Annotated in this window: 8 protein-coding genes and 1 pseudogene; 1 reads left to right on the forward strand and 8 read right to left on the reverse strand. The window is 41.7% G+C overall.

From position 1 onward, the window contains the following. Positions 1–15 precede the first annotated feature (15 nt). Positions 16–684 (forward strand): YajG family lipoprotein, encoded by a 669-nt coding sequence (locus tag AXW61_RS11685; protein WP_062034433.1) that lies wholly within the window; start codon positions 16–18, stop codon positions 682–684. Positions 685–805: 121 nt separating this feature from the next. Here the strand turns inward: AXW61_RS11685 and AXW61_RS11690 are convergent, their stop codons facing one another. From AXW61_RS11690 to AXW61_RS11725, 8 genes and pseudogenes are all read right to left on the reverse strand, one after another. Then, positions 806–3,025 carry a TonB-dependent receptor gene (locus tag AXW61_RS11690; protein ID WP_171254076.1) on the reverse strand — a complete coding sequence of 740 codons (2,220 nt, stop codon included), beginning with the start codon at positions 3,023–3,025 and terminating at the stop codon, positions 806–808. An 823-nt stretch (positions 3,026–3,848) separates the two neighbouring features. Then, entirely contained in the window at positions 3,849–5,570 is a 1,722-nt protein-coding gene (locus tag AXW61_RS11695; RefSeq protein WP_155858672.1) for a biotin carboxylase N-terminal domain-containing protein, read from the reverse strand. Then, positions 5,570–7,153: an urea amidolyase family protein gene (locus tag AXW61_RS11700; protein ID WP_062034436.1), complete on the reverse strand. Its 1,584-nt coding sequence runs from the start codon at positions 7,151–7,153 to the stop codon at positions 5,570–5,572. The genes AXW61_RS11695 and AXW61_RS11700 overlap by 1 nt, the downstream gene beginning before the upstream one ends. A gap of 34 nt (positions 7,154–7,187) precedes the next feature. Further along, complete coding sequence (locus AXW61_RS11705; protein WP_010326309.1) at positions 7,188–7,994, reverse strand: putative hydro-lyase; 807 nt, start codon at positions 7,992–7,994, stop codon at positions 7,188–7,190. Beyond that, positions 7,987–8,769 (reverse strand): 5-oxoprolinase subunit PxpA, encoded by a 783-nt coding sequence (locus AXW61_RS11710; RefSeq protein ID WP_062034437.1) that lies wholly within the window; start codon positions 8,767–8,769, stop codon positions 7,987–7,989. Before AXW61_RS11710 ends, AXW61_RS11705 begins: the two co-directional genes overlap by 8 nt. 35 nt (positions 8,770–8,804) lie before the next feature. Beyond that, a pseudogene (locus AXW61_RS11715) lies at positions 8,805–10,059 on the reverse strand (NRAMP family divalent metal transporter). Positions 10,060–10,404: 345 nt separating this feature from the next. Next, positions 10,405–11,316, reverse strand: coding sequence for a LysR family transcriptional regulator MumR (gene mumR, locus AXW61_RS11720; RefSeq protein ID WP_062034438.1), 912 nt, complete (start codon positions 11,314–11,316; stop codon positions 10,405–10,407). Between the two features lie 340 nt (positions 11,317–11,656). After that, the gene (locus tag AXW61_RS11725) at positions 11,657–14,548 is read right to left on the reverse strand and encodes a heavy metal translocating P-type ATPase (RefSeq protein WP_062034439.1); all 2,892 of its coding nucleotides are present in this window, start codon (positions 14,546–14,548) and stop codon (positions 11,657–11,659) included. Between the last annotated feature and the right edge of the window lie 31 nt (positions 14,549–14,579).

Here is a 14,579-nt window from a genome sequence, read left to right on the forward strand (position 1 = left end):
TCTCGGGGATCTTAAATGAAACGCTCTTCCATGTTACTTGCTATGGGGCTCTTGATAACCACTCTTTCAGGCTGCGCTACATCACGCGGTTTGATTCAAGTTTCTGCGCCTAATACTTCAGCATCCTCTCAAGAAGTGGCGAGTTCTAAGAAAGCAATTATCGCGCTGGTCGAAGATAATAGAACATTCCAAGACAAACCCACCACACCTGATATTCCGTCTTTAAAGGATGGTTTAGCCAAAGCAACTACTGAAGAAAAAGCTAAAGCTGTTGCGCGTAAAAGAAATGGCTACGGAAAAGCTTTAGGCGATATTCTTTTAGAAAAAGAGACCGTATCTGAGTTATTACAAAAACGTACAACCCATGCACTTAAACAATCAGGTTATGAAGTCATTGCAGACAATGAAACCAATCGAGCAAATGCCGATCTAATCCTCACCATTAAAATTAATAAATTTTGGTCATGGTTCCAGCCTGGATTTGTGTCAATCAAAATTCACTCAGAAATAGATACAAATGTCGTGAATGCGAAAGACTTGAATACAGCCCCTCTCCACATTTATAGCAAGGTGACAAAATCAGCTCAAATTGCCAATGGTACGAAATGGGTAGAAAACATTGATGGGGTGCTTGATGATTATGAAACTAAATTAATTTCTGCATTGCCAAAAGCAAATCCGTAAATAGCTATAAAGTAAAAAAAGCCCTCTGTAGAGGGCCTTAAAAGCTAACGAATGCTATACGTTACAACATGGGCCATTCTTTAATGACCCATGTTTTTTTAACCACAAATAAAGATAAGTACTACCACTTATGACTATAAGAAACTTTTAACGTTGCTCCATTCGCTACTAAGTGACTTGTGTTGTCACCAGATCTTAGCAATTGGCTATAAAGTGGGTAATATTTTCGGTTAAACATATTTTCTAAACCAATAGTTACAGTATCTTTTTTGTTAAGCGCAAAACTACTGATTAAGTCGGCCGTTGTATAAGATTTCACATCATAACGACCAAAACCGTTTACGCCATTCAATCTGTAGTCCTTCGCACCAAAGTAAGTTGCCTGTAGTCTATTCGTCCAAGTATCAGTTGGACTATAAGAGATGTAACCAGTCAATTTTAATGGTGGGATTCTGAAGCCCGTCATATCTTGTTCTTTATTCGTGTTTTGTGGAGTTTCACGACCTTTCATCCACGTTACACTCCCCCCAGTCCCCCAAACATTAACATCATCAATATAGTCAATAGTTGCTTCAACACCAGAAACTTTCTCTTTTGTTCTAGCAAGAACCAATCCATTGTTAAAAGATTGAACACCTCCAAGGTCTGAGGTTGAATGGAATACAGCAAAACTAGATGAAATATTTTTAAAATCACCCTTCCAGCCAAGCTCATAATTATCAACTTTTACAGGTTCTAAAAATGATGAAGCAAGGTTAAAACCGACTCCAGCATTACGTATAACTAAACCAACATCAGGAAGTTGAAAGCCTTGATTAAAAGAGCCGTATATCGAATGTTGATCAGTTGGAGAGAAAGTAAGATTTGCATTATATAACCATGCATCAGCTTTAACTTTACCCCCTTGGACTGTATAAGGGTTTGGTTTACCTAACTGAGATAATGGGATGAAGCTATCGATTTCAGCGTAACTATCTTCATTACGAGTTCCAATCTCAGCAGCCCATTGGTCATTAAATTGATGCTTAAATTGAACAAATCCGCCAAGACTTTGCGTTGTGAGCTCAGGCAAATAAATAAGATTCCCAATTTTAACAAACTCGAGACCACCGGACTGATCATAAATTTGAGGGTCAAAAATATCCAAGGGCATCTTGCTCTTTTCACGACTAAAGTCACCGCCCCAAACTACAGTTGTATCACCCAAGAATTCAAGTGGAGTCGAGACTGTTAAGCGACTACCTAGGACATTATTTTCTTGGTAAATTTGATCTACTTGTTTTCCACGATTGGCATTACCGCGCGCATCAAATGGTGAGAAGCGAGTAAAGAAGTCTCGATAGTAAAGTTGTGCATCAACTTTATTTCCTAATAGATCTTTATTGATATAGGTCAAATTATAGATTTGATTTTCATTTTTATTTTGATCTTTTAATTTTAAACCTTTAATTGCTTGAGCAGGTACACTACCAAGAGGATATTTTTTTGTGCTCGTATCTGCTGCATAATCAGAATCTTGTTCTGCATTATAGTAATTCGCCGCGAGCTGTAGGTATTGATTGTCATCAATATGATAGCCAATTTTACCCCCTATGCTATAGGCATCAGCATCATAAAGATCACCTTGACTGGGTTCTGGAGCAACTCTATCACCACTGGCATCATATGGACTACCAATACGTTGATAGCCAAAGTCCAATGCATAGTCCAAATTATCCAAGCTTCCCGTAAAATATTGGTGAATATCCCAACTTAATGCATCTGTATGGAAATTAGTTAAAGGGCTTTGTAAGCCAATAACAGTTTTAGCTGTAGGTTCTCCACCAGCAGCTTTAGTTGTTATAGATATAATTCCGCCTGCTGCACCACTACCGTAAATGGCGTTGCTTCCTCGAATAACCTCAATATTTTGAATACTTTCCGGATCAATAGCAGAAAGACCTCTAGAAGTATCACGCGTTAAATTCATCGGAACACCATCAACTAAGATAAGTGCATTTCGTCCACGTAACGTTTGTCCATAATCTGTAATTGTACGACTTGAATCAGATAAGCCAGGCACAGCTTTAGCTAAAACAGTTGCAATATTCCCTGAAGAACCATTTTTTAAAAGTTCAATTTGTTTTTCATCTAACTTTGTCACTTGTTTTGATTTTTCTTGGACTTCATCAGCACGTGAGGCAGTGAATGTCATTGTTTCTAACTGTTGTACAGTATTTTCTGATGGAGAAACCTTTTCTGAGTTCTCTGCAAAACTCGAATTAGAAATGAAAATTACCCCTGTTGTTGCCAATATTGGGAAAAGTTTTTTAGACATAGATATTGAAGAGGGTTTTTTCATAATTTGTAAATAGCAATAAGAATTGTTATCAAAATAATTCTTGTCTACTTTCCAGTCAATTTTTTTATCAAATAACTTTAAATTATTTATTGTAAATAATTTAAAGAAAAAACTATTCAGCTGTTTTGATACGTAATTTTCTAATATTGAAGTAACTACCCTGATGTACTTTCTGCAATTTTAAATATCGAAAACTGTTTATAAAAAAGCAAATGTTTTTGCCTACATTGATCGGCAATGAGTAAACTCTACATCTCAAAAAACAGTTTAATTCACCTTTTTTTATTAAATTTTACAAATAAATTTAGTAGGCAAATGGTAGGCTGAAAACGTTAAAAAGTAGGCATATGGTAGGCACATTATTTATACTTCTGAGCAATGTTGTATTATTTTATTGTTTAAATACAAACATTTATTTTAATTTTACATATATTTAAACTCTATTTAATATTGTCTTATCTCGCCAAAAACAATATTTCCCTCAGAACTCATCGGATTCAGGGTAACGACACATGCAGCGGCATCTTCGGAGTACTTTATTTAGTTAAAAATAATAATTACATACATCGCTAATACTCTTTCATTTTTATTTTTCAAGTTTATCATTTTCATCTTGTCTCTCTGCTACCAAACAAAATGATTATTGAATATCTCTATCTCTTAAAATAAAGCTTTTATTGGACTATTAAATCTTTATCGAACCATTTTTCCACTTCATTTATCCATAAAACAAAGCTAACCAGCCCTCAATTTTTAAGAGTTTCAAAACAAAAACCTGACTTAGCTGAATGCTGCATCAGGTTCATTCACATGATTTAATTTTTTAGCAAATCGATCCAATAATATGCTCTGCGTGACAAGTTGTGCCTTGCAAAGCTGTCAATTGAATCATTCCGCTTTGATGTGCAAGTACAGGGACTTCCATTTTCATGGCTTCCATAATCGCAACCACTTGCCCCTCTGCGACCTGCTCTCCGTTTTCTACCTTCCAAGCGCTAATTACGCCATTGATTGGAGCAAGTAAGTGTTCGGCACTCACTGCTGTTTCTGTAGCTGGTTGGTCTTGAGCAGTGATTGTAGGGTTTTGTGCAAACATGCCCGCAGGTAAGCCTAAACGGTGTAATTTCCCATCAATTTCAATATAGCTGAGTAACATCGGTTGTTGATGATTCGGAATACTGCGTTTCGTTGGCTTTAAGTCCTGTTTAAAATCATTTTCAATCCAACGAGTATGAACATTGAATGTGTCGGTAAAATCAGTTTCATTTAATACAGCACGGTGAAAGTCTAAAACCGATGCAACCCCTTCAATTTTAAATTGCTTCAGCGCACGTTTAGCGCGAGCGATCGCAATTTCACGGGTTGGGCCTGTGATAATCAGTTTTGCCATAAGCGAATCAAAATGACTCGACACCAAAGAACCAGTACGAACACCTGTGTCTACACGTACCCCCTGACCAAATGGTGCTTCAAATAAACTCAATACACCAAAAGCAGGAATGAAGCCACGAGCGGGGTCTTCAGCATTGATACGAAACTCAATGGCATGCCCCTGCGCTTTCGGGGTTTCTTTGATTGAAAGTTCATGGCCTTGAGCCACGCGAATTTGCTCAACCACCAAATCGACTTTGGCCGTTTCTTCAGTAACAGGATGTTCCACCTGCAAGCGGGTATTAACCTCTAAAAATGAAAGCTTTCCATCACGGCTCAGCAAATATTCAACAGTACCCGCACCGACATAGTTGGCTGCCTGACAGATATTTTTGGCTGAAGTTAAAATTTCTTTATAAATTGCATCGCTGATAAAAGGCGCTGGGGCTTCTTCAACCAGCTTCTGATTACGACGTTGTAGCGAACAGTCTCGTGTACCTAAAACCACTACATTGCCATGTTGATCGGCAATCACTTGCGCTTCGACATGGCGTGGTTGATCTAAGTACTGCTCAACAAAACACTCACCGCGACCAAAAGCGGCTTGCGCTTCACGTACAGCCGAATCATACAGCTCTTTTACATCTTCCAGTTTCCAAACAACTTTTAAACCGCGACCACCACCGCCAAATGCGGCTTTAATCGCAATAGGCAAACCAAACTGCTTTGCAAACTCGAGTGCTTCATCAGCATTATTTAAGGGGTCTTGTGTACCTTGAACTAAAGGTGCACCCACTGAAGCAGCTATCTTACGTGCTTCAATTTTATCACCCAATTTTTCAATGGCGCTTGGCGATGGCCCGACCCACTTTAAGCCTGCATCAATTACGGCCTGTGCAAATTCAGCACGTTCAGATAAAAAACCATAACCTGGATGCACCATGGTCGCCTTGGATTTTTTAGCAACCTCAAGAATGGCTGGAATATTCAAATAAGTTTCACGTGCAGTTGCACCCGCTAAACCCCATGCTTCATCCGCCAGTTCGACATGCATACTGTCCATATCGTCATCGGCATATAACGCAACTGAGCGAATACCCATATCGCGGCAAGCATGAATAATACGAACGGCAATTTCACCACGGTTTGCAATTAATAATTTTTCAGTAGTCATCATTCATTCTCAAAATCTGTACATTCGGTCATTTTTTTAAATTTGATTTGGCAACCTGCTGGAATCTGTGCCACCAAATCCCAATGGTGCTTTGCCACAGCCGCAATGACGGGGTAGCCACCAGTTAAAGGATGGTCATTCATAAACAGTACAGGCTGACCACTGGGTGGAATCTGTAAGGCACCAATACAAGTTCCCTCACTTTCCAACTCATGGGTAATTTTGCGTTGCAACGGCTGTTCACCTGAAAGTCTCAGTCCAACCCGATTGCTTTCATTGGTCACAAGCCAAGCTTGCTGACATAAGCGCTCAATGCTCTCTGCTTCGAACCAATCCGTTCGCGGGCCCATCACAATGTCGAGCTCGACCACATCGCCGACTTTGGGCAAGTTCAATTTCACAATTTCAGTAATACTGATATTTGAAACGTCAACCTGTCCTTGATAAACCGTATCCCCCATTTTTAGAGGTTCTGGTCCTAATATGGCCAAACTATCAAATGAGGCACTATTCAGCACAGACTGCACATCGATACCACCACGAATCGCCAGATAATTTCTCAGCCCTGCCGTCGGTGCTTGAATCTGAAATTCATCACCTTCATCAAGAGCAATCGCTTGATAACTGCCAAAGTCAGTCTTTTGGCCATCACTAAATTTCACGTGGATATTTGAAATCGCTCCCGTAACCGCAATGACTGCGGACTGATGCATTTTGGCTTTCAAACCACCATTTAAAACTTCAATCACAGGCGTCGGAGTTGGGTTACCGACAATTCGATTTGCACTGTGCATCGCCGATACATCCATCGCCCCTGCAACACCAACCCCAATCTTGGTCTGATTAAAACGTCCTTCATCTTGAATCAGCATCTGTAGACTCGGTGCAGTTACCGTAAATAAAGGCATGGATTGTTTAAGTTCAACTGTACCAGTGACTTGCTGTGGTACGCTAACCGTGGTCGGTTGATGTGTGACATCTTCAAAATGTACTGCCATCCCTGGTAAAAGTAGCGCTGGATTTTTACGCCCTAGATCCCACATTTTTTCAGCAGTCGTACCGATCAGTTGCCAGCCCCCCGGACTGTCTTTCGGGTAAATCCCTGAATATTGTCCTGCCAGTCCCAAAGAACCTGACGGTATTTTTTTACGTGGCACAGCTAAACGAGGAATATCGGTAAAAGGTCGATCGGGACTACTCATATAAGCAAAGCCCGGTGCAAAACCGATAAAAGCCACATTCCAAACACTTTGACGATGCTTCAAAATCACATCAGCAATTGTAAGCCCTTGTAACTCTGCAACCTGAGCAAGATCTTCGCCCGTATAGCAGATAGGAATAATCAGCTCTTGGACATTACGCTCAACGCCTGAACCGATTTTTACAGTCTGAATCGAAGTAACCAGTGTTTTAAAGGTGGTCTGGATTTCATTAAAAAATACCAAAATCGTTTTTGCAGCAGGGACTAAGTCTTTAATTCCATTCAATTGCATCGTGTGCAATTTATTGTACAACGCCAATGTTTCCTCTAGGCTGGCAAGCTCTATGAGAAAACAATCCGCGTTTACCGATAAAAAACGCATGTGCCTATCCTTTTTAATTGTTCTTTCGTCCCGCTTAACCTATCCATGCACGATCAGGAATGTCGGTAATGAACATATGACCGGGTGCATGGCTAATGGCAAAAGGAATTTTTGAGTTCATCACCGCCGCTTGTGGGGTTACACCACAAGCCCAAAACACTGGAATTTCCCCAGCCTCAATACGTGAAGCATCGCCAAAGTCTGGCTGATTCACATCACGAATGCCTAAACCTTCAGGATGTCCAATATGCACAGGCGCACCATGCACACTCGGCATCCGTGCTGTAATTTTGACGGCATCCGCGATTTGATGGGATGGAATTGGGCGCATAGACACCACCATGTTGCCCGAAATACGACCCGCAGGCTGACATTGAATATTACTCAAATACATCGGTACATTGGTCTGATCATGGATATGACGAACTTCAATGCCCGCCTCTTGCAATGCAGTTTCAAAAGAGAAACTACAGCCAATTAGAAACGTCACCAAGTCAGGATGTGCATGATAAATGTCACTCGCATCAGTGACTTCATCGACCATTTCACCCTCTTTCCAGATACGATAGCGTGGAAAGTCGGTGCGTATATCTGAGTTTTCTGCCAGTCTTGTGGCATAAACACCTTCCTCTAACACATCTAAAACAGGACAGCTTTGCGGATTGCGATGTGCATACAGTAGAAAATCATAAGCCCAATCTTTAGGCACCGAAATCATATTGACCTGCGTCATACCCGCGGCCATACCTGCCGTTGGTTTATCAAAGCCTGCACGAATTTTTAAACGTGCCGCTAAAGCGGCTTCAAGCTGTGCTGAGTCGACTCGGATATCCTTATACATTGCCTACTTCCTCATGCTTTAAGACAAAGGGACGAATTTCAATATGATGATTTAGCAGTTCAGCTTTAATCGCAGCCGACATCTCTAAAGCACCCGCGGTGTCACCATGTAAGCAAATCGTGTCCGCTTGAATCGGGGTAAATACACCATCAATCGACTCAACGCCACCATTTTTCAACATAGACACCACACGGCGTGCCACAAAGGCCGAATCATGTAAAACAGCCCCCTCCAAACGACGTGAAACCAATGAACCATCACTGTTATAAGCACGGTCTACAAATGCCTCAGAGACAACTTTTAAGCCTGCCGCACGTGCTTGTTCAACCAAGTGGGAACCTGCCAGTGCCACCAAAACCAGTTCGGGGTTATACATTTTAATGGCATCAATCACCGCAGCGGCTTGAGCTTGATCGTGTGCAATGGTGTTATACAGTGCGCCATGTGGTTTTACATATTGCACTTGAGAACCAGCCACTTTAGCTAAACCATCCAGTGCAGAAATTTGATACAGCACATCAGCAATCAACTCGTCACGTGACACATCCATATTACGGCGACCAAAACCGACGAGGTCTGGATAAGATACATGCGCGCCAATCGTGACCTTTAATTCAACAGCTTTACGCAGTGTCTTTAAAATCCCCAGCGGATCTCCTGCATGAAAGCCACACGCAATATTGGCACTCGTCACCACGGGTAGAATTTGGTCATCATTGCCCATTTTCCATGAACCAAAACTTTCACCTAAGTCACTATTTAAATCTACAAACATGGCTTAATTCCTTTATCACTTCACCGTCGTCTGGCTTAAAGTTTGGTTAAATAATTAAAGACTGTAGTAAAAGACATATAGCCCATCCACCATGTCAACATACACGTGAGTACACCCAAAATAAGTAACCATTTTGGATAGTTATAATTCCCCATCATATCTTTACGGCAAGCGGCAACATAAACAAAAATAGTTAAACCAATCGGCAGTACCAAACCATTAAAGCCACCAACGAAAATCAACAATCCAGCAGGGGTTGCGCCCAGTACGACATACAGCAATAAAGCTAAAGAGATAAATGTAATGGTGGTGTAATTGGTTTGTTTTGGACTGAGGTTTTTCTTAAATGCGGTAAAGAATGAAACCGAAGTATAAGCCGCGCCAATGGTACTACTGATCCCTGCTGCCCAGAAAATCAGACCAAATAATTTATAACCAAAAGTCCCTGCGGCATATTGAAAAGCTTGTGCTGCTGGATTGGCATCATGGCTGGCTAAGTCAATGCTTGCACCACTCACCACTACGCCCAAGAAAGCTAAAAAAAGCACATAACGCATGATGCCTACAACCACAATACCTTTGGTTGCAGCTCTTGCGACTTCATCAATATTTTCAGGGCCAACCGCGCCTTTATCCAGTAAACGATGGGCGCCTGCATAGCAGATATAGCCGCCGACCGTTCCACCGACAATCGTGGTGATAATGGCAAAATCAATCTGGTCGGGTGCAAACGTTTGATGAACAGCTTGGCCTACAGGTGGCATCACAATGACAGCAACAATGATAATCAAGATGATTTTGAGCAACCCCAAAACGATCATGCTTTTATCCATCGCCAGCGTGGCTTTTCTTGAAGCAAAAATTAAAATGGCTAAAGCACCACTTAAAATGCCGCCCCATTTGGTGTCTAACCCAAATAATGCATTGAGACCTAAAGCCGCGCCTGCAATATTACCAATACTGAAGAAGAAGCCACCCAAAATGACCAGAAAAGCCAGTAAATAACCACTGCCCGGCAAGGCTTTATTGGCAATATCCGAGGCACGCATTTGCGTCAGTGTTACGACACGCCAAATATTTTGCTGAACCACATAATCAATCAAAATAGACACCAGAATGGCAAAGCCAAACGCCGCACCCAATTTCACAGTAAAGACCGCGGTTTGAGTTAGAAAACCAGGTCCCATTGCGGAAGTTGCCATCATGAAGATTGAAGCAACAATGGCCCATTGGCGATCTGATAAAAAAGAAGATTTTAATAAAGACATATTTAATGCGTTCCTCGTCCATTTGAGCTTAATAACGCTATTTTCAAGTTGAACCAAGAACATCATTTTGTTTGCAAATTCTGTTCTTAAATCCCTTTAACTGACAAAGATTCCCTGTTGCCCAACCAAAGCCATGGCGGATCAAATCTTCTATTTGAAATAAGAACATAGGCAAGCGCGATGAACAATACGACTTTTTACATCCGAGATTAAAACTAAATAACTGTATTTTATTATTTTTTATTTATTAAAAGTCTAATGATAAATTTTACTTATCACACACGATAAGCTGCTTTTATAGTTTTTCAAACAAATTACGTTTTGAGATAAAGAAACATCGCTTGTCAAAAAACTGCGTGCGCCTCAATTATTTTTTAATTTTCTCAAGCAGTCTTTTCATTGCACTTTCAGAAACAGTGACTGCGACATCGGTTAATTTCTCTTTCAAGGCAGCATCATTTCCTTGCATATAAATCGAGGTGAAATGAAAGGTTTTGAGCTGGATCGGGGTATTTAAAATTTCCAAGCGACCATCGGTAATTTCCTTTAAGGCCGTTAAGGTCGGCACAACGGCGATCCCCAAACCTTGCTCCGCAAGACGCAATAAGGTCGCAAGCGAATAACTGGTAATTGAAAGCGGCTCATCCAGCGCCTGCTCTTTCATTTTGGCCTTGAGCTCTTTATAGGGATAGGTAATTTTCGGATAGGTTAAAATGGTATGAGACATCAATGCCTTAAACGACATTTGGCCCACACCACCTTTAAAAGATGGCGCTGCCAAGAAACTCAGCTCAAAGTCACACAGCGCCTGCTCTACACACTCGAAAGCCAAAGTTGGGCCTAGCAAAAAAGCCATGTCCAAATCCCCAGTACGCACACCTTCTTGCAAATTTGGGGTTAAATCCACCACAATTTCCACAGAAACTTTGGGAAACTCTTTTTGTACTTTTTCGATATATTCAACCAACCACGTATAAACGATCGTCTCAGAAACACCTAAACGAATTGTTCCTATGAGGTGTTGGTTTTCAGTCAGCTCAGCCACCAAATCGGTTTCCAAACGCATAAACTTTTCAGCATATTTAAACAGGGTCATGCCTTTATGAGTGGGTTTAAGCTGTCGAAAGCTGCGATCGAGAACTTTAAAACCTAAATCATTTTCAAGAGAGGTGATTTTTTGTGAAACGGCAGGCTGAGTCGTTTGTAATTTTGTGGCAGCCTTATTGAAACTATTTAAAGTCACAACCCAATAAAATGCTTCTAGATTTTTTAAATTCACCCTGAACCCTGCCTTTACTCCATCCCGCTTATAGTACGGCAGTTACCACTATTTTTTAAGTTACTGTTTTATATAATTTCAAAATGTCTCACGAGATGACGCTCATTCAAGCGCTATGCCTTACCCAAATACATCTATTTTGCATCTATTACAACCTTACTCGCTCGAACCTGATCAATGCTCTTTAAATCAAGTTGAATCAAGAAAAGAGGCTTGAAAAATCAATGTTTATTCGCGCTGCGCTTCATTCCATCATGAATTTTTATAAAAAAAGCACCTTTGTTAAAAAGATGCTTTTTTAAACTCAACTTAAAAAGAGAACGCAAGAATCTAAAAGCGCTTATTTACTCTTCTGTAAACGTAAAGCATTTAAGACTACGGACAATGAACTCAATGACATCGCCACCGCAGCGAACATTGGGGTGAGTAATAACCCTGTTAATGGATAGAAAATTCCTGCTGCCACAGGTACACCCAAACCGTTATACACAAAGGAAAAAGCAAGGTTTTGTTTCATATTACGCACACCCAGTTTCGCCATATGTAGCGCATCGGCTGCGCCACGAATATCACCTTTAACCAAGGTCACTTGCGCGGTTTGTTTCGCGATATCAGTTCCATTACCCATGGCAATTCCGACATTGGCTTGTGCTAAGGCTGGTGCATCGTTAATCCCATCTCCCGCCATCGCCACAATTTTACCTTGGGCCTGATATTTTTTCACGATCTCCAGTTTTTCAGCTGGCGTACAGTTGCCATAGACTTGTTGAATACCCAATTCCTGAGCAACCAACTGGGCATTTTGTTCATGGTCACCTGTTGCCATGACCACTTCAATACCATCATCAATCAACTGTTGAATGACTTGATGCGCATTGGCTTTAATCGCATCGTGAATAGAAATATAAGCCAGCACTTCTTGGCTATTACTTAAGAAACTGATCACATTGCCTGTCGCACGCTGCTGGTTCAACTGGCTTTGCAAAGTATCATCTAGAGTAATGCCGAGTTGCTCAAGCAGCTTTTGGCTACCAATATAGAGGGTTTGCTCGCCAATCTGACCTTTGACACCAAAGCCAGTCACATCCTCAAAGTCTGCAACTTTAAGCAATTGCTGTGCAGGCACCAACTGTGTCAAAGTCTGGGCAATCGGATGACTTGAATACTGCTCAATCGAGGCAATCCACTGTTCCACTTGTGCTTGTTCCACATGTGGGCTGAGCAACTGAATTTCTTTAAGACTCGGTTTACCTTCCGTCAGAGTACCTGTTTTATCGACAATCAGCGTATTGACCTTACTTAAAGCTTCAATCGCTTCTGCATCCTTAAACAGTACCCCTTTCTGCGCTGCACGCCCTGTCGTGGCCATCACAGACATTGGCGTCGCTAAACCCAGCGCACATGGGCAAGCAATAATAAGTACCGCCACCGCACACATCAGAGCCAAGTCAAATTGTGCACCACCAAAGATCATCCAAGCAGCAAAGGTCAGCACACTAATCAAGAGCACGATGATGACAAAGTACTTGGCAAACACATCGGCCAAACGCTGTAACGGCGCTTTTGAACGCTGTGCTTCTGCCACCGTTTGAATCATTTTCGCCAAAGTGGTATTCGCCCCGACCGCCGTGGTTTGAATACGAATACTGCCTTGTTGATTGACCGTACCACCGATCACCGTGTCATGCATTTGTTTTTTAACAGGCACAGGTTCGCCCGTCATCATGGCTTCATCGACATAGGTTTTGCCTTCAACCACCACACCATCTAGTGGAATCTGCTCGCCCGAGGAGATCTGTAAAATATCGCCTTGTTTGACCATGCCGATATCCACTTCTACCACTTGATCGTTTTGAACCAACTTAGCTGTGTTGGCTTGCAGTTTGAGTAAGGCTTTCAGTGAATCTGCAGTCTTGGCACGTGCTTTTAACTCCATGATTTGCCCAAGCAAACTTAAAGACACGATCATACAGGCTGCTTCAAAGTACACTGCAACGCCGTGCCCAGTTTTGGCTTCCATTGGAATCACACTTGGGAAAATCGTTGCCACGACACTATAAATATAGGCCGCCAACACCCCAACACCAATCAGGCTCCACATATTTAAGTTGCGGGTTTTATACGAAGTCCAGCAACGTTCAATAAAGGGTTTACCTGCCCACAGCACCACAGGAGTCGCAAGGACTAACTCAATCCACGGCTGAATATGCGGTGAAATAAAACTATGAATGTGCGAACCCATCGCCAGTACAAATACAATCAACGTCAGTGGTAAAGTCATCCAAAAGCGATGGCTAAAGTCCACCAACTCTGGGTTGGGTGCATCATCTAAAGTCGGTTGCATCGGCTCCAATGCCATACCACAAATCGGACACGTCCCCGGTCCTTTTTGTACAATTTCAGGGTCCATCGGACAGGTATAGTCCATATCCGCAGCCCCTTCAGGCACAGGACGCTGATCGGGTGGAATCAGATAAAACTCAGGATCCCCTTTAAACTTATCTAAGCAGGAAGGATTACAGAAATAATAAATCTGTTGCTGATAATCCGTTTTTAACTCTGTATTAGGATCGACTGACATACCACATACGGGGTCAATAAACTCAGCTGATCCAGATGGAGCAGTATGTTCATGCTTTCCTCCACCACAGCAACTTGCTTTACTGTCTGATTCTGTTTGCGGCTTAGGCTCACAACAGGATGCTTTTTTCTCAACTACTTTCGGGGTCGACCCACAACAACCTGAAGCTTTAACTACAGAATCTGAACGTTCAGCATTTGCATAAGCCTCTGGAGTTGCAATAAATTTTTGTAAGCATTTTTCACTACAAAAATAGTAGTCCTGTCCCTGCCACTCGGTGTGAGGTTTGCTTAAATCCGTTACGGTCATACCGCATACTGGATCAATAAATTTGGTCTTCTCCGAGCCTAACTCTGGCTTTGAAACTGCAACCATAGCCCCATCTTGAGGTTGCAAAGATGCCTCAGCTAAATCCACTTTGGGTTTACTGTAACAAGCACTGGGCGCTTTTTCTGATGTTAAATAAGCCTCTGGGTTGGACGAAAATTTCTTTAAACAGCTCGAACAACAAAACAAATAACGAACTGATTGATGCTCATACACATGAAGGGAGTCCTCTGCGACCGTCATCCCACAGACAGGATCGATATTCACCACCATCGGTGCTAATTTCTGTTTGGAACAGCAAGAAGTCTTATGTTGTTCACTCATTCTGACTCACCTTTTATTTTTGATTGTGTTA

Source organism: Acinetobacter sp. BMW17, from assembly GCF_001592855.1.
In the GTDB taxonomy this organism is placed as follows: Bacteria; Pseudomonadota; Gammaproteobacteria; order Pseudomonadales; family Moraxellaceae; genus Acinetobacter; species Acinetobacter johnsonii.

Coding starts and splice junctions, on each gene's coding strand:
- AXW61_RS11685 (WP_062034433.1), top strand. CDS start 16: ATGAAACGCTCTTCCATGTTACTTGCTATGGGGCTCTTGATAACCACT.
- AXW61_RS11690 (WP_171254076.1), bottom strand. CDS start 3,025: ATGAAAAAACCCTCTTCAATATCTATGTCTAAAAAACTTTTCCCAATA.
- AXW61_RS11695 (WP_155858672.1), bottom strand. CDS start 5,570: ATGACTACTGAAAAATTATTAATTGCAAACCGTGGTGAAATTGCCGTT.
- AXW61_RS11700 (WP_062034436.1), bottom strand. CDS start 7,153: ATGCGTTTTTTATCGGTAAACGCGGATTGTTTTCTCATAGAGCTTGCC.
- AXW61_RS11705 (WP_010326309.1), bottom strand. CDS start 7,994: ATGTATAAGGATATCCGAGTCGACTCAGCACAGCTTGAAGCCGCTTTA.
- AXW61_RS11710 (WP_062034437.1), bottom strand. CDS start 8,769: ATGTTTGTAGATTTAAATAGTGACTTAGGTGAAAGTTTTGGTTCATGG.
- AXW61_RS11725 (WP_062034439.1), bottom strand. CDS start 14,548: ATGAGTGAACAACATAAGACTTCTTGCTGTTCCAAACAGAAATTAGCA.